General features: G+C 39.9%; 9 protein-coding genes and 1 pseudogene. 3 read left to right on the top strand and 7 right to left on the bottom strand.

Annotation, left to right across the window (positions count from 1 at the left end; translation table 11 throughout):
• The 4 genes and pseudogenes from dusB to AACW45_RS23620 all read right to left on the bottom strand — a co-directional run.
• Positions 1-1056, bottom strand: coding sequence for a tRNA dihydrouridine synthase DusB (gene dusB / locus AACW45_RS23635; RefSeq protein ID WP_190628929.1), 1056 nt, complete (start codon positions 1054-1056; stop codon positions 1-3).
• A 161-nt stretch (positions 1057-1217) separates the two neighbouring features.
• Positions 1218-2039 carry an Rpn family recombination-promoting nuclease/putative transposase gene (locus AACW45_RS23630; RefSeq protein WP_190628927.1) on the bottom strand — a complete coding sequence of 274 codons (822 nt, stop codon included), beginning with the start codon at positions 2037-2039 and terminating at the stop codon, positions 1218-1220.
• Positions 2040-2110: 71 nt separating this feature from the next.
• On the bottom strand, positions 2111-2485 hold the full coding sequence (locus AACW45_RS23625) for an ADP-ribosylglycohydrolase family protein (protein ID WP_313933734.1): 375 nt from the start codon (positions 2483-2485) through the stop codon (positions 2111-2113).
• 449 nt (positions 2486-2934) lie between these two features.
• Positions 2935-3174, bottom strand: a pseudogene (locus tag AACW45_RS23620) (ADP-ribosylglycohydrolase family protein); the annotation flags it as partial.
• Between the two features lie 410 nt (positions 3175-3584).
• Between AACW45_RS23620 and dnaK the strand changes: the two are divergent.
• Positions 3585-5489, top strand: a complete 1905-nt coding sequence (gene dnaK / locus AACW45_RS23615; protein WP_190628926.1) for a molecular chaperone DnaK — start codon at positions 3585-3587, stop codon at positions 5487-5489.
• Between the two features lie 374 nt (positions 5490-5863).
• A complete protein-coding gene (locus AACW45_RS23610) occupies positions 5864-6214 on the top strand; it encodes a DUF433 domain-containing protein (RefSeq protein ID WP_190628923.1) in 351 nt (116 codons plus the stop codon).
• 100 nt (positions 6215-6314) lie between these two features.
• On the opposite strand, the gene AACW45_RS23605 is transcribed toward AACW45_RS23610, so the two are convergent.
• The 3 genes from AACW45_RS23605 to AACW45_RS23595 all read right to left on the bottom strand — a co-directional run bounded on the left by AACW45_RS23605 (position 6315) and on the right by AACW45_RS23595 (position 14876).
• On the bottom strand, positions 6315-11183 hold the full coding sequence (locus AACW45_RS23605; RefSeq protein ID WP_190628921.1) for an nSTAND1 domain-containing NTPase: 4869 nt from the start codon (positions 11181-11183) through the stop codon (positions 6315-6317).
• Positions 11184-11484: 301 nt separating this feature from the next.
• Positions 11485-12912, bottom strand: a complete 1428-nt coding sequence (locus tag AACW45_RS23600; RefSeq protein WP_190628920.1) for an ATP-binding protein — start codon at positions 12910-12912, stop codon at positions 11485-11487.
• A 371-nt stretch (positions 12913-13283) separates the two neighbouring features.
• Positions 13284-14876: a helix-turn-helix domain-containing protein gene (locus AACW45_RS23595; protein ID WP_190628919.1), complete on the bottom strand. Its 1593-nt coding sequence runs from the start codon at positions 14874-14876 to the stop codon at positions 13284-13286.
• Between the two features lie 1018 nt (positions 14877-15894).
• On the opposite strand from AACW45_RS23595, the gene fdxB reads away from it, so the two are divergent.
• Entirely contained in the window at positions 15895-16188 is a 294-nt protein-coding gene (gene fdxB, locus AACW45_RS23590) for a ferredoxin III, nif-specific (RefSeq protein WP_190628916.1), read from the top strand.
• The last annotated feature ends 702 nt before the right edge of the window (positions 16189-16890 follow it).

The raw sequence follows: 16890 nt of genomic DNA, 5'->3' as shown, positions 1-16890 counted from the left end.
TTAGGCTATAGCAAAGTTAGATTCTGTATCTACTTCTGGTTCATAACCCTTAGTCAATTGTTCAATGGCGCGATCGATTAAATCTAAACCTTGATTAACATTTTCTACTAAGCTTAACTGTCCGCGCAAGTCAGCAGCACCGACAAAACCTTTAGCGTACCAAGTCATGTGCTTACGAGCTTGACGAACACCGCGATCGCCTTTATATTCCCACAAAGCTTGTAAATGATCTCTGGCACATTCTAAACGCTGAATCGGAGTCGGTGGCCTTAACAATTCTCCAGTTTTCAAGAAATGATCGACTTCTCCCACCAAAAACGGATAACCTAAAGTTCCGCGAGAACACATTACCCCATCAGCACCAGTTTGTTCTAAACATTTCACCGCCGCTTCTACAGAGAATATATCCCCGTTGCCAATCACTGGAATAGAAAGTACTTCCTTTACACGGGCAATCCATTCCCAACGTGCATTACCATTGTATCCTTGGGCACGAGTACGCCCGTGGACAGTGATCATTTTTGCGCCAGCATCTTCCATTCGCTTGGCAAAATCGAGAATGGTAATTTCTTTATCATTCCAGCCAATACGAGTTTTCACTGTTACTGGAACATCAACAGCCTTCACTACTTCCCGCACAATTGCTTCTGCGACTTCTGGCTGACGTAACAGCGAAGAACCACCACCATTTTTGGTAATTTTATTAACCGGACAACCCATATTAATATCAACAGTATCCGCACCTTCAGCGACAGCTTTAATTGCAGCTTCTGCTAAAAAATCTGGGCGACAGTCAAATAACTGTATGCTAATTGGTCGTTCGTTGGGATCTACCTCCATAATTTTCGGTAACTGTTTCACATAGTGCAACCCCGTAGCATTTACCATTTCTGTGTACATCATCGAATCTGGCGCGTAGCGACGTACCAAACGGCGAAATACCAAATCTGTGACTCCAGATAAAGGCGACTGTAAAACCCGGCTGTTGACTTCAAAGGAGCCGATTTTCAGAGGTTGGGAAAGTCTAGCTTGCAGGCTAGGAGAGAGAGTAAGCATATAAAGAATTCAAAATGTCAACTTATTGATATTTCTTAATTAAAATACGAATTTAGCGATCGCCAAATTTTCGATAATTTTAGTCACATCAAACTTAGTGCTGTGAGGGTAATAATTTTCCTTGTTGTATAAGTCTAGTCAGAGATTTTAACGACGATCAATTATCTATCATTCTGAGTTTTTGCTTGTTGTGCAGCATTTCTCACTTGTTCAATATCTAAGTTCAAAGCTTGGGCAATTTGTTCAATTGTCAAACCTAACATTAGCATTCCAGAGATAGCATTTAAATTCGCTTCTGCAATACCTCTCTGTCTACCTTCCTCAATACCTTCCTGCTTTGCTTCTTGATAAACTTTTGTCTGCTTCAACTCACTTAAACCAAACATACTCTCTATGTCCTCTCGACTCATAGTAGGAAACTTATAAACCAAGATTGTCTCTATCAATTCTAGTAACTGTCGCTGTTTTGATCCGGTGTTAATTTCCTGTTGGGTTCTGTTGATTAATTCCCTAGCACTTACAATTGCTGTATCTTTATCTTCCAGAACTAATTTAATAGTAGCAATACCAACTGGCAATGATGCTATTTCACCTAATTCATCCAGATAGATCCGACTGATACGCTGACTGGTGAATAATTCGCTGTAATTATGGATATCTGATATATCTAGACTTCGCGTTGGATAAATGACTACTCCCCGCCAATAATTTTTCGGTTGGTTTTGACGTAGGTATAAATAAATTTCCGAAACTAGGCGCGAATAAATTTCTGCGTCAGGTTGAAATTGAACTTCCACAAAGTAAATCGGATTCTGTTCTCCTTGAATTGGGAGAAAAACACCATCAATCCGAAATGCAGTCTGCTTAATTTCCACAGAGGAAAATTGATAAGCCTCTGCATTTTCGGGAGGATTACCAATTAATTCAAAAAAAATTTCTGGTAGTTCTTGAAAAAGGCGATAAAAGATGCTGTCAGTTTTCACTCTAGCTGGGCTGAAATTTGCGCTTTTGCGATTTTACCGCTTTTACGCTGTTAAATTGGCAGCAAAAAAAGTCAATCCCACAGTTTACCTATTTCTGTGAGTTGATCGCGGTATTCAATACGAGTTACCCAATCTTCCGGCCAAGCAGCCATACCTAAATAAGCCCCAGCAAAAGCCCCAGTTAAACAAGCAATTGAATCAGAATCACCTGCTGTAACTGCTGCGCGTCGTATTGCGGCTAATGGTGCTTCGGGAAACAGTAAAAAGCATAATAAACCTGTAGCGAAGGCTTTTTCTGCTACCCAACCATCACCTGTGGCTAAACAAGGATCGGCTTTGCGGTTGGGATTAGCTAATGCATTGTTGAGGCGATCGAGTACAGCGAGACATTCATCCCAGCCACGACTATTGACACTCCCTGGGCTAAAGCCACAGGGATTCTTGATTCAACGAGTCCACTTAGATTAGACCCCTTGCGGTATCTAAACTAGAGGTGGTTCTCTCCTCAAGCTTTAACTTTCCGAGTGCCCCTCGGTAGTTGGATTACTCCAAGAATTTGTTTGTTCAAATTCTGTGTCGTCTAGCCCCCGTGTTCGCGCAGCGTTCCCGAAGGGTAGATTTTACCTATTCCTGGGCAGGAACTAGAACTATGGAATAGAACCCCATATCTTCAATTGTCAAGGTACAGATTGCCGTTAGGCAGTTAGGTTTTTATACAGGTTGATTACCGTTCCTGTTAGACTTAAATTTTACCAAAACGTGACCCAGGCGTAAACACCTGAAGCGCGGCTTTCATCAGGCAGTGCGTTGGACGGGTTTCCCGGCAGTCGCGCAACTGCCGTCCCCTTGCTTGAAGTACGAAAAGCGCAACTGCGTTGCTGTTTCTCAAGGGTTTTCAGCTAGCTTTCCTGATAAATTCCTCTGGTGTATTGATGTAGGAAGGTTGCCAAAGCGAACCGAGCCAATCATGATGATAAACTGAGCGCTGACTCTGGGCATAGTTGTAGAGCCGGGAAGGTAAACCTTGTGAATCGCCACCATTGATCAGATATGCGATCGCCGTTGCGGTTAAATCAGAAGCAGCCAAAGCTGTAGGATGACCATGTGTTAATGCAGCTTGAAATTGGGAAATAGCTGCACGAGTATTTACATCTAATCATTGACTTCTCAACAACTGACAACTGACCACTGACTACTGACAAATATTATAAAGACGGCAAACCCCACTTTGATTTTACGGTTCGCCCCAATTCCTGAAAGTATTAATTCTCATACATTAGTACAGTGTGCAAGCGAATTAATCCATGAGCCAACTCAATGCATCGTCAAGTTGAACCGTCCCTTAACAGGTTCGGGAAACCCCCTTTAATGAACTGACTACATAAGCTCAGTATATATATCAGCATAGTATTGGGTCTCATGCCCCAAAAAACCCCACCAAAGGTATTCATGCTGAACTGGCTGCATTAATCAACACAGTTGGTTCAAAAATTTAGACCTTAATAAATCTCATTCATTTGTAGTTATACGGAGCCAGCAGTTAAAATGGCAAAGGTAGTTGGAATAGACTTAGGTACAACAAACTCCTGCGTAGCAGTCATGGAAGGTGGTAAACCCACGGTTATTGCTAACGCAGAGGGTTTTCGGACAACACCATCTGTTGTAGCATTTGCGAAAAACGGCGATACTTTGGTAGGGCAAATCGCTAAACGTCAAGCGGTAATGAACCCAGAAAACACTTTCTACTCTGTGAAGCGCTTTATTGGTCGCCGCTTTGATGAAGTTACAAACGAAGCTACAGAAGTTTCCTATAAAGTACTCAGCAGTAGCGGTAACGTTAAAGTAGACTCTCCTGGGGCTGGTAAACAATTTGCTCCTGAAGAAATTTCTGCTAAGGTTCTGCGCAAACTAGTTGAAGATGCTAGTAAATATCTAGGCGAAACTGTTACACAAGCTGTAATTACTGTTCCGGCTTATTTTAACGACTCTCAGCGCCAAGCTACAAAAGACGCTGGTAAAATTGCTGGTATTGAAGTTCTGCGGATTATCAACGAGCCTACAGCCGCTTCTCTAGCTTACGGATTTGACAAGAAGAGTAACGAAACCATTCTGGTATTTGACCTTGGTGGTGGTACCTTCGACGTATCTGTCTTAGAAGTTGGTGATGGCGTATTTGAAGTACTAGCAACATCTGGTGATACCCACCTTGGTGGTGATGACTTCGATAAGAAAATTGTTGACTTCTTAGCTGAACAATTCCGCAAAGAAGAAGGTATCGATTTACGCAAAGATAGACAAGCCTTACAGCGTTTAACTGAAGCTGCTGAAAAAGCGAAGATTGAGCTTTCCAGCGTTACCCAAGCGGAAATTAACTTACCATTTATCACCGCTACCCAAGACGGGCCGAAGCACCTGGATACAACTTTAACCCGCGCTCAGTTTGAAGAACTCTGCTCTGACTTAATCGACCGTTCCCGCATCCCTGTAGAAAACGCTCTCAGAGATGCCAAGCTAACCAAAGACAATATCGATGAAGTGGTACTCGTGGGCGGTTCTACCCGGATTCCCGCAGTACAACAGTTAGTGAAGCGGTTGTTAGGTAGAGATCCTAACCAAACTGTTAACCCTGATGAAGTGGTAGCTGTTGGTGCGGCTATTCAAGCTGGGGTATTAGCTGGTGATGTTACTGGTATCTTGTTGTTAGACGTAACACCATTGTCTCTAGGCGTAGAAACCTTGGGTGGTGTGATGACTAAGATTATTCCTCGTAACACCACAATTCCTACCAAGAAATCTGAAGTATTCTCAACAGCAGTTGACGGTCAAAGCAATGTAGAAATTCACGTTCTTCAAGGTGAACGGGAATTTGCTAACGATAACAAGAGTCTGGGAACCTTCCGCTTAGATGGTATTCCTTCTGCACCACGCGGTGTCCCCCAAATTGAAGTTATCTTTGACATCGACGCTAACGGTATCCTTAACGTAACTGCAAAAGACAAAGGTACTGGTAAGGAACAATCCATCAGCATCACTGGTGCTTCAACACTAGATAAAAACGATGTTGACCGGATGGTGAGAGAAGCTGAACAAAACGCTTCTTCTGATAAGGAACGTCGCGAGAAGATTGAACGCAAGAACCAAGCTGATTCCTTGGCTTACCAAGCAGAGAAGCAACTGCAAGAATTAGGTGATAAAGTTCCTGCGGCTGACAAAACCAAAGTTGAAGGTTTGGTGAAAGACTTGCGCGAAGCTGTAGCCAAAGAAGATGATGAGCAAATTAAGAAGCTGACACCAGAATTACAACAAGCATTATTCGCAGTTGGTAGCAACATCTATCAACAAGCTGGTGGTGCTGCGCCTGGTGCGCCTGGTGCTGGTGATGGCGGCCCCACTCCTCCTTCTGGCGGCGGTGATGATGTCATTGATGCTGACTTCACAGAAAGCAAATAATTTTCATAGCGATTGGTGGGGATGCGATCGCATCCTTACCCCCTATTACCCATCCAAGTTTATCCTTGGGTGGGAATTTTTTTATTTAGTTATAAATTTCAGTACCACTTAATATGGATGTGCATATATTTATCTTGTTCTTGATCCACTCGGTTTAGGTCGATTTGTTGCAGGGATAATTTTTTTTCACGCAGAGGCGCAAAGGCACAAAGAGGAATGCAAGAGTGTGGGTTATTAACGATCGCAATTTTTGATATGCTGATTTTTTCAACAAATTATGAGCGCGATCGCTACTGTAAACCAGCCTATCCAGCAGATATATTAGCCAGTATACTAGCTATAATGAAGGTTTAGGAAGCGGTTGGTCGAATGCTATGACCAGTACAGTAATTTATCCTCATATAGAGAAAACTAGTTTACATGAGCCTGCACATTTGCAGCGTTTACCCCGTGTGCGTGTTGCTCAAATTGTGATGGATTACCTGGCTTACGGCTGGTCAGTTGAGGAAATGTGCCGTCAGCATCCGGATTTAAGATTAGCTGAGGCTCATGCAGCGATGGGTTATTATTTTGACAATCAAGAAGAGATTGACGCTGAGATTCGCACGGAATGGGAACAAGCTGAACAAGCAAAAATGCAGTCACCGCGATCGCCATTTTTTGTTCGGATGCAGGCTAATAACATTCTTCACCCAGTTACCGCGATCGCTATTTTTCATTGCTGATCGCACTTAGAGTGATTTTTAGCTAGTCGAGTTATTGTATAAATAATTTTGTCTCACGCAGAGGCGCAGAGGCGCAGAGAGGAATACAACGATCACTGTTTTACTTTTTATTGTAGATGTCGTCACAGAGATGGCGATCGCTCTCATCAACATTAATATTATTTTTTAGATAATCATGCACATAGTTGCAACCTCTTACCAGCAATTTATCTAAATCGAAATCTAAACTCCACAGAATGATTGTCTTGTCATCACTAGCAGAAGCAAGAGTTTTACCATCGGGGCTGAAACTAACACTTAATACTGCACCCTGATGACCATTAAAAATATGGAGTAAATTGCCATCAGTCCTCCAAAGTTTTACAGTTCTATCCCAGCTAGCTGAAGCTAACATCTGTCCATCTGGACTAAAACTCACACTACTCATACTATCAGTATTACCTTTCAGTGTTTTGAGCAATGTACCCTTATAGTTCCAGAGTTTAACCGTGTTATCCCAACTAGCAGAAGCTAGTAGCTGATTAGTAGGGCTAAAGCTCACATCTAAAACCCAACTATCTTGAGGTGGAAAAGTTTTCAATAAGGTACCATCGCGCTGCCACATTTTTATAGTTTGATCGTCACTTGCAGAAGCTAAAAGCTGACCATTAGGACTGAAATTGACGCTATTTATCCATCCATTATGCCCCACTAGAGTCTTCAGCAAGCGACCATCACGGCTCCAAAGTTTGATCTTCTTATCCTTACTAGCTGAGGCTAATAGCTCGCCATTAGGGCTAAAATTAACCCTGAGAACACTATCGCTATGTCCTGAGAGTGTTTTTAATAAAGTACCGTCGCGTCGCCAGAGTTTGACGGTTTTGTCGTGGCTAGCTGAGGCTAATATCTCCCCTTTGGGGTCAAAGGTAACACTGGTAACTTTATCTAAGTGTCCCTGCAAAGTTTTGTAGAGATTGACTTTGGTTTCATTGCTTTTCGGATTTCGTTTCCAGAGTTTGATTGTCTTATCCTTACTACCAGAAGCTAACATTTGACCGTCAGGACTCCAAGCAACACTTAAAACTCTATCTTGATGACCTTTGAGGATAGGTATTGTTGAGGCGTCTAATCGCCACAATCTCACGCTTTTATCATAACTAGCTGATGCCAGAAGTTTGTTATTTGGGCTAAAGGCGACACTGGTGACGGCGTCACTATGTTCTTTTAATGTATCCAATAAAGTGCCTGTCACACTCCAAAGATGAATGGTGTTATCATCACTGCCAGAGGCTAACTTTTTACCATCAGAACTAAAGCTTAGGCTCCAAATTGTCTTGCTATTCTGCTGTAAAGTTTTACTGGGACGAAAATAAAAGCCATCTTTACTGTTATTGCCTTCTTTGCGCCAAAGCTTGATGATTTTATCTCTACCCCCAGAAGCTATTATTTGACCATTAGGACTAAATGCGACAGCAGTAACACCTTGTTTATGTCCTTGCCCTTGCAAGGTCATGACTAAGCTGCCATCTCTTCGCCAAATTTTCACGGTTTTGTCTTCACTAGCTGAGGCAATAAATTGTCCATCAGGGCTAAAGGTGACCCAGTTAACCCATCCCCGATGTCCTCGAAGAACTTTAATTAAATTTCCATTCTTATTCCAGAGTTTAATGGTTGCGTCCTTACTAGCAGTAGCTAATAAATTACCATCAGGACTAAAACTGACGCTATAAATCCAATCGCTATGACCTTCCAAAGTTTTGTATGGCTGTGGGTCAAATTCCCCTGTAGTTGGATTTTTCCGCCAAATGAGTACATTTTTATCTAGACTAGCAGAAGCCAGGAAGCGCCCATCAGGGCTGAAGCTGACGCTGGTGACAGCATCATTATGACCTGCGAGAGTTTGTAGTAAAGTTCCATTAGGCAGCCAAATTCGGACTGTTTTATCCGTGCTACCTGAGGCTAACAATTTACCATCAGGGCTAAAAGCAACGCCCCAGACAATATCACTATGTCTTTCTAAGCGATTTTGCTCTTGAACTCGCTCAATAACTTGTTGTACCACAGCTAAGACTTTAATTTTGGATTCAGAATTTACCCATGTTGCTTTTTTTAGCCGTATTCCTGCCCTTAAACCTTCCATAAGTCCATCCAGTGAAGGATTTGAAGCAAAAATAGCTTTTGACGAAGCACTTAGTGCCAAAATTTGACCAGTTTCGGCTTGCTGCCTTTCATGTTCTGCCCGGAAGCCAAACACCACAGCTAAAATTACGAGTGATGTTAATGCAGCTCCTGCTATATAAGCTTCTTTTAGTCGCCTTTTAAGATATTGATTTAATCTTTCTTCAGCCAGTTTCCTTTGCTCTTTCTCTTTTTCTAGTTCTGCAAGTATTTCTGCGCCTCTTTGTTGGCGTATAAATGGTACTAAATAATCATGTACTAATTGATAGCGGTCATTTGGTAATTCTGCTATACGAAAGATTAAACCTGCACCCAATAAAATCTCTAATACAAAATCTAGTTTTTCAGCTTCTACAGCTAAATCCTTCGCTAACTCCCCATGAGTTTTTAAAGGACGGGTATTGTTTTCATCTGTTAATAAGTACAAAACAAGTTGAGCAGCACGTTCATTTTCACAGCCACAGTCTTTGATAATTTCATCTAAAAATCGCTCAACTAATTTCTCTTTCGTCCCAAATTTTTGATAATCTTCGAGTTTGTTTATTTTTTCAGTTTGTAGTTGTGTTCCTACAATTTGCAACTCAATTGGTCGGACTTCACCTAAATCTCTAGCCAAATCTAATACTAAATGATTAATTAATTCTGGCTCTAAAAATAATTGCGTTTTCAGCGTTAAATTTTGAATAATTTGTTTAGTATCATTTAGTGAAAAATTTCCCAAATAATAAAGAATATTTTTATCTAAAATATTGTTGCTAATAACATCAAAATCAGCTAAGCGATTATTGCATTCCAATAAATAATGTAAATAATCTTCACGTAATGACAAAATAACTTTTATGAAAGGTATATCTAGACATTGATTAAGAAAATCATAGAAAATCTGACGTTGCTTTGGCTCTTTGCAAACGAAAAAGAACTCTTCAAATTGATCAAATATTAGTACGGTCAGTAAGTTTTTATCATCATGTTGATGCAATTGTTGTAAAATATTGTCTTGATTATCTATTAAAGTAAAATCTGGAAATAGTCTTAAATCAGAAATTGCTTCTTGTAATTTATTAGCAAGTTCTCGAACCCAATTTGTATAAACTTGTTGCACAACAGGTAAAACATCACGAGTACCAATAGATTTTTGTTTTAATGCTGGTACTAACCCAGCCTGTAAAATAGAACTTTTGCCAACACCCGATTGTCCATGAATTATTGTGAGTTTATGATCGTGACGCCCCATGCGTTCAATGAGGCGATTAATATCTTGTTGTCTTCCAGATGCAGCAATTTCTGTAGCTATCGCTGTTTGTGGTTCAACTAATGGTAGTGCTGGGTTATTTATTGCTTGTTGCGGTTGTAACCTACCTGCACCAATAAAAGCACGAAAACCATACTGCTGTTCAATAGAACGTTGCTGCTGTTTAATATGGAAGGCAGTTAAATATTCTCCTTGTTTAAAATAGCCATCACGTAACTCTGCCAAAATACGAATGTAAAGCTCTGGATCGTATTGAGCTTTAGTTTCTGCTCTAGCAGTTTCTAAGGTTTGTAGTGCTGCTTCTGGTTGATTGAGTGCAGATTGCGATCGCGCGATCGCAAATAAATACCAACCCTGATGAGACAATTTTTCCCAGTCTAAATCTGCTTTCATTTCTTGAAAGTCAGGATGATCTGGATTGAGTTCTACACTATTGAGTAAAGAAAGTGCTGTTTCAGCTGTTTGTTTAGCTTCAACCCAAGCTGATTTTGCTATTGCTACTTCAGCCAAAAATCCGTAAGCTCTAGCTAGTTTTAACTGATGAGGATATGTTTGATGCAGTGCTAATGCTTTGTTAGCAACATCTGCCAAATCATTCCATTCCTCAAGCAATTGTAAGACTAATCCTAAAGCATTTATAAACTTAGCTACTAAATCTTGACGATTAACCTGTTCAAATATTTGAATACATTTTTGTAAATAATCTTTGGTAATACTACGAGCGCTATTTTGTTCAGGATGATGCAATATAGCGTATGTACCCCACCAAATACCTAGAGAGTAGAGTACACATCCTTGATGAATTAGTAATTCGGGAGATGGGGCAGGATCGTTAAATAGTGCTAAACTGCGCTCATAATGTTGTCGAGATTGTTCCATTGAACCAGAAAAAGCTCGACCAAGGACAAATTCTAAGCTGGCTTCTAATTCTGATTTTAAGAATACACCGCGATTTTGTAATTCAGTTCGCGCTGACTCTAACTCAATGCGGCGTGGCGAACCAACTTGCAGATTTAGTGCATTACTATCGAGATATCTTCCTGCACCAGAATCTAATACTTTGGTAAAAATATCATCAGCAGTTTGCCGAATAAAATTAATTAAATCATCAGTAGCGATCGCAAATTCAACTGTTGTTGTCCAACTATGTAAATCTGGTGCTAATCGCATCAGCTTTTGCAATACTTCATCTGTCACCCATACTATTAAAGGAAAATGAAAATTTTTCCTAAATTCTTCTCGTACTTGGTTAGCAGCTGTCAGCACTTGCTCAAGCTGTTTGACTGACTCTAAAGCAGATACTATCAGCGCTTGCGGTTGTTTTTCGCCTAGTGAGTTTTGGATAGCCTGAAAAAATGTTTTCACAGACTTATACAAAACTATTTCCCGAATCTGCTGTGAACAAGATGCTTGTAACCTTTGAGTTAAAGACTGTCGCAAGCTAGCAGCATTACACAGCGCCAAAATAAGAGAAAATTCTCCTTGAGAAGTTGCGATCGCCCATGCTAACTCTTGTAAAGAATTTTCGTTATAAGTTTCGATGCTGTGCGCTTCTTGCATACTTATTAATATCTTTTCCAGCTAAATATTGGGAAATTTTTACTGTGTAAATGTCCAAAAAAATCTAAGAAGATGTCTCTTAAATTTTTTGTATAGTATTCGAGACTTTTAGATCCCCCTAAATCCCCCTTAAAAAGGGGGACTTTGATTCTAATTCCCCCCTTTTTTAAGGGGGGTTAGGGGGGATCAAAACGTTATCGGGCTAGGTTATAAGACTTGTATATACACCGTAGCTTTTTTAAGGGGGGTAGGGGGGATCAACAGTGTTTAAAATCATAGCCAACCACTTTTCAAACAGTCTCTAAATTTGGTTTAAGGCTGATGCTTCTGCCAAAATCGGATTAATTTCAAACCATGAACCCTGAGTGTCGCGGTACTCATAAACAAATCGACTGTGTACTAAAACACGATAGCCTTCATCACCACTCACCCATTTTCGCTGTTGAACTTGGCGCAACAATTCCCACTCATGATGAGTTATAGCTAAAGTCATTTGATTGCAATAAGCTCTAATTACAGCTTCTAAGGTTTCACGGGACAAAGGAAGTTTTCGTTCTTTCTTAATCCAGTCATTCAGCAGCCTGAGTAATTCGCGAACATGACCACCACTGACACAGCATAGGCGATTTAAAGTTTCTGGTGTATCAAACAATTCTGTGATTAAAGCCAGCCTATATTCAGCAGCTACCTCAGGAAAAGCTCTTGCTAACACCATTTGGCGCAATAATGCTATTCCTTCACCACATTCACTACCATCGCGCAATTTAACTGGTACCATTGGTAAAACCTTTGGATCGACCATAAATCGCTGTGTGAGTCTGCTTAAATCATTAGAAAACATCAACTCTAAAGGCATGGTGTAAAGTACATGGCACTTAAGTTGAGTTAATTGTTCTCCACGATCTATAAATAGATATTCTGGTTGAGGTCGTCCCCAAGATTTAGCAGTAGTCTCGACTCTATCGAGATTATCAACAATTACAACTAGTCCTTTTTTACCCTGTTGTTTAAGTTTCGCTATTGCAGGTAACAGCAATTCTTCGTTAATTACGTCCAAAATACCTTTTGTTCTGGGGCCAAGATATTCTTTTAACTTATTGCGAAGTTCAGGACTATTTTTGGCTTTGGCAGAAATCTTGCCAATACCTGCGGCTACTAGGGATATTCCCTCTTGCTCGCTAAGTTTGAGTTCTCCTAAGCCTAAAATCGTAGCTTCTGCTGAAAACTTCCCATCACTACCAGCTGCTACCTTAGCAAGACCAGGAATCATGGCTTCTGCTGAAACTTCAATTTCTGTGGTTAATAGTTTAGCGGCTCCTTGAAGGATTTTTTTTAGACCTAGAGGTTCAGGGAGATTGAGTTTTTCTAAGCTATCAAGACTTTCACTCACACGGCGAGCGATCGCCAGTAAAATATCTCCAATATCAACATCACCCATTTCTAAGTCTTGGCTAGACTCAAAATACACTACATGAAAGCCTACTTGTTCTAATTCAGCTTTGAGTCTGAGTAATTCCGTAGACTTACCGCAACCAATATGACCTGTAAATAATTCACAGGTAGGCTCATCGGGTGAAAAAAAGGTGATGTTTTCTTTTAACTCTTCAATAATCTTGCCACCGCGCACGGAGCAGAAATCAATATAATATTTACGATCCTCAGGATTCTCTACGGCTAAGGTTTTGCTTGGATTGCACGCCTGATAAAACTTCTGTAAATCTAGTACCATTAACTACCTCATAACAAGGTTTTCTCCTTATTTTATACAAAAAAATAGATATACACTTACGAAAATATACGGTTAATTTTCAATTATAAATGGTAGGGGCATGGCATTGCCATGCCCTCTAGAATATATTGATGTGCTTTAGTAGTAATACCAATTTAAAAAAAGAATGCGACAGATGTGTAGGTTGGGTTGAACGAAGTGAAACCCAACATATACAAGGCTTTGGGATGTTGGGTTTCGTTCCTCAACCCAACCTACATTTGTAGCGATCATTCTTCAAATTGGTATAACAAAACGATCGCTCTCCTCAATATCCCAAAAATGCGATCGCTAAATCAATCCAGCCTAGAAACTTTAGCTTTTTTCATCCATCAAGCCATATTCAGTATTTTCCGTAATATTGCTTGGTCTTCTAGCTTAACTTTTAACCGCCCGTTTTCGATGTCGCGAATCCAGCTTTGGCTTTTACCTGTCAACTTAGCCAATTCTCGCTGCGACAAATTGAGGTTTTTTCGCGCTTGTAAAATTTGTTCTCCCAGTAAATCGCCTGTGGTTTTCGGCTGTCTTCTAGCTTTATTGATTGTCCGTCTTGGCTTTTTATCTGAGTCTGAGTTTTGATGCTCCCATTCAATTGGTAAGTTAAAGGATAAAATTCGCGCATTCATTAGCAAATTCCACTTACCACGGGGGCCTGTATCTGTTAACCTTGTATCGCCACCACCATCATTTGTCCAAAATTCTAACGCCGCTTCTGGATCTTCGGGAATATCGGCTAACTTTGCCCATAGGGGTTGAATGTTTGGCGGATAGGTAACTGGATCAAATATAGGTTTAATTCCATAATGATTAAGTATTTCTAAATCGCTTTCAAATGTCCGCAACAAACGTTTGCGTTCTTCTCGTTGTCTAGCAGCTAAAGTAACTTTATGTTCGCCATAAGCAACACGCAGTAAGGTGGGAACAGTAATGCGTTGTTCTCTACCCATTTTGGTTTTAAACAGCAACCACAGCATGAGTCTAGCTGTACCTTCATGTTGCTGCCAAATACTCATTACTGTAGTTAATAGTGTTTTGGGGAGAATACCATATTGATAAAATGCAGTGCGTTCCTTACAGGCTTGTTTATTTAAGAAATGCTGCGCCCATAGTCCAGCTTTAATTTTAAAAGTTAAGCCAATTAAGTATTTGCAGCCAATATCATCTTCTTGAAAGTGGTGTTCAATGTCAACTAAACGCCACAAGCGAGTACCCGCAATTGAGAATCCATTTATTCTACCTTGTGGCGGCCAGTCAATAGAAACAATTAAGGAACAAGCTTGCAGGACGATATTTTTCATTAATGCGAGTTTGACGTTTTTAGTCAAATCTTTGCGTTTTTCTAATCCTAAATATTTCTCTAGCTGACGTTCATCAATGGCGAATTCTTGCTCCCAAGGTTGCTCTAAAGCGGTAGCATGAGCCGCAAAAATTAAATGAACGCAAGCTGCTCTAATATCTAAAGCTTCAATAGCCTCAATATCTGTAGTGCGATTATTAGTATTACATGGGTCTTGGATATGAAATGCGATCGCACCTTTACCTTGATTAACTTGGCGGCTATAACATAAATGTCCAGCTTCATCAATTTCCCAATTTAAAGAAGTGCGTTGTGCTAGAACATTACAAGCTTCCCAAATCACAATTGCTGACGCAAAAGCATTATTTTTACCATTAGAAAATAAATCTGGGCTGGTAGCATCTCGCGGTTCTACTTTACATCTACCCTTTTTCGCTTGCCAAGGAATTGGTGATTTGATTGGACATGCAACTACACATTGCGGTTCAGAATAATAACCTTCACAATTATTACAAAGACAAGGATCGATCCAATATTCGTTGTTTTCGATTTTAATTGCACCCGTCGGACATTGGGGACGGCAATTATCACATCCAACGCAACTGTTGTTAGGAATTGTATATGGCATAATGCACTTCTAACTATACTCGTTGAGATGTTTGGCTTAAGTCTCCCCTGGATGTTTACTTTGTATTTATTACATCCACGACTCACTACCAGTTGATTTTGCTAACAAGAAAGATTTTTCTTGCTAGGTAATCTGTCCATATTCATTCTGAGATATTGCATCCACTGGTAAACTACTTCAGGCTTATCGCCAGAGCCTTATCATTTACTTCTTTATTAACTATAGATTTCATAATCATATTGAGAAGTTTGTTCACAATGAGCCTGGGGAGCTTTCTTAAGGATTTTATCCGCAGAGATTCAAAGAGTATTTTGTTAAGACCTTAAAACCTTACCCTAAGTGTTTTTGGCGAACACCAACGCTTATATTTAATAGTATTCAACTTGTTTATTAATACTTTTAATATTTTACATTAGTTCATATTCTGCCATAATTATTACAGTTTTGCAATTAAGCTGACTTTGGGCTAAAATTTGCTGTAATGTGCCAAGATAACATTTAGGTTTTTTGTGTTTGTATCAATAATCAACTATAAATTATATAAGCAATAATTTGCATACTAACTATTAGAGTAACAAAAGCGATCGCTATTAATAAAACTTCATCTGTATATCTCAATACCTTGCCAAAGGCTATATATAGCAAGCAAAAAAATCTGATTTTGACAAGGGCATCAATTGTATCAAACTAGATTTTTATACTCATCGCTATTCATATAATTGATGTTTAATGCTAGAAGTTGCTGTTGAGATTTTTAAAATCAACAATGCCCGATTATCGCAGAAAAAGCGACAACAGATGTTAAGCAAGCATGACTTAGATCAAGATTATTTTTAATTATTGCTAAAAGCTTTCAATTAACATAGTCAATACATAAATTAATTGCGATTTTGCAAAAGTCAGAAAATTTTGATGATAGCGAAATCCAGCTTTAATGGCACAACCAAACTATTAAGATTAGGTTAGGATAATGATTAAGGCACCAACATATTTTTAGGCAAATTGCCGAGGATTTATCATGGCACAACTAACAGGATTAACCTTTGGAGGTAAAACTTGGACTCCAAAATTTGCTCAAGCAATTGACAAAGATAAATGTATCGGCTGTGGCAGATGTATGAAAGTATGCGGGTACAATGTCTTAGATCTAAAAGCTCTCAACGAAGAAGGCGAATTTGTTGAGGATGAAGATGATGAAGAAATTGAACGTAAAGTAATGGTTGTTGCTACACCAGAAAACTGCATTGGTTGTGAAGCTTGTTCGAGAATTTGTCCTAAGAATTGCTACTCACACGCTCCATTAAACAGCTAGAATGGTTTGGCATTAGTCAATATTTTCACTAGTTCAAGGAGGTACTAAAAGGCAAGGTAATTTGAGGGGATTGTAAAAAGGCAGATGGCAGCACTTCGACTTCGCTCAGTGCCCAAGCAGATGGCAGAAGGTAAGAAAGTGTGGAAAGTAAGCTTTATAACCTTGTGCAACTGTGTAGTTATTTATGCTGGCTATGTTGCTTTAGTGTTTACTCGATGTTGGGAAAAAGTTCGTAGTAAACAAATGCGTAAATCTTAAAGTGTTATCTATTAACAAATCCATACTTGCTCGTCAACTAGCTAAATTAATATTAAAGCTAAAAGTACTCTCCTGAACTAGGTTTTCGTCAAAGTTGCGGGATACTTTGTCATCAAAATAAAGATTTTAAATTAAATATTTTGGGGGGAAAGATGTGAAAAGATCTGGAAAATTCCCCCCAATTTTTATAATTGCAAGTTAGAAAAAGAGAAAGAAAACAAAACGCTGCCCTGTAGATGAAGGGAAGAGGGATGAGGAAGGCAGGGGGGCAGGGAGCAGGGAGCAGGGGGACAAGGAGGACAAGGGCGACAAGGAGGACAATTGTAGAGACGCGATTCATCGCGTCTTTGCCCAATGCCCGATGCCCAATGCCCAATGCCCAATGCCCAATGCCCAATGCCCAAAACCCAATTCCCTTTGACGGCGTTTTACAGAGCAGGTGGT

The organism is Calothrix sp. FACHB-168 (genome assembly GCF_963889195.1).
Classification (GTDB): domain Bacteria; phylum Cyanobacteriota; class Cyanobacteriia; order Cyanobacteriales; family Nostocaceae; genus Aulosira; species Aulosira anomala_A.
Note: the sequence above shows the minus strand (reverse complement) of the source record. Positions and strands in the feature narration are given on the sequence as shown.

Coding starts and splice junctions, on each gene's coding strand:
- dusB (WP_190628929.1), bottom strand. CDS start 1,056: ATGCTTACTCTCTCTCCTAGCCTGCAAGCTAGACTTTCCCAACCTCTG.
- dnaK (WP_190628926.1), top strand. CDS start 3,585: ATGGCAAAGGTAGTTGGAATAGACTTAGGTACAACAAACTCCTGCGTA.
- AACW45_RS23610 (WP_190628923.1), top strand. CDS start 5,864: ATGACCAGTACAGTAATTTATCCTCATATAGAGAAAACTAGTTTACAT.
- AACW45_RS23605 (WP_190628921.1), bottom strand. CDS start 11,183: ATGCAAGAAGCGCACAGCATCGAAACTTATAACGAAAATTCTTTACAA.
- AACW45_RS23600 (WP_190628920.1), bottom strand. CDS start 12,912: ATGGTACTAGATTTACAGAAGTTTTATCAGGCGTGCAATCCAAGCAAA.
- AACW45_RS23595 (WP_190628919.1), bottom strand. CDS start 14,876: ATGCCATATACAATTCCTAACAACAGTTGCGTTGGATGTGATAATTGC.
- fdxB (WP_190628916.1), top strand. CDS start 15,895: ATGGCACAACTAACAGGATTAACCTTTGGAGGTAAAACTTGGACTCCA.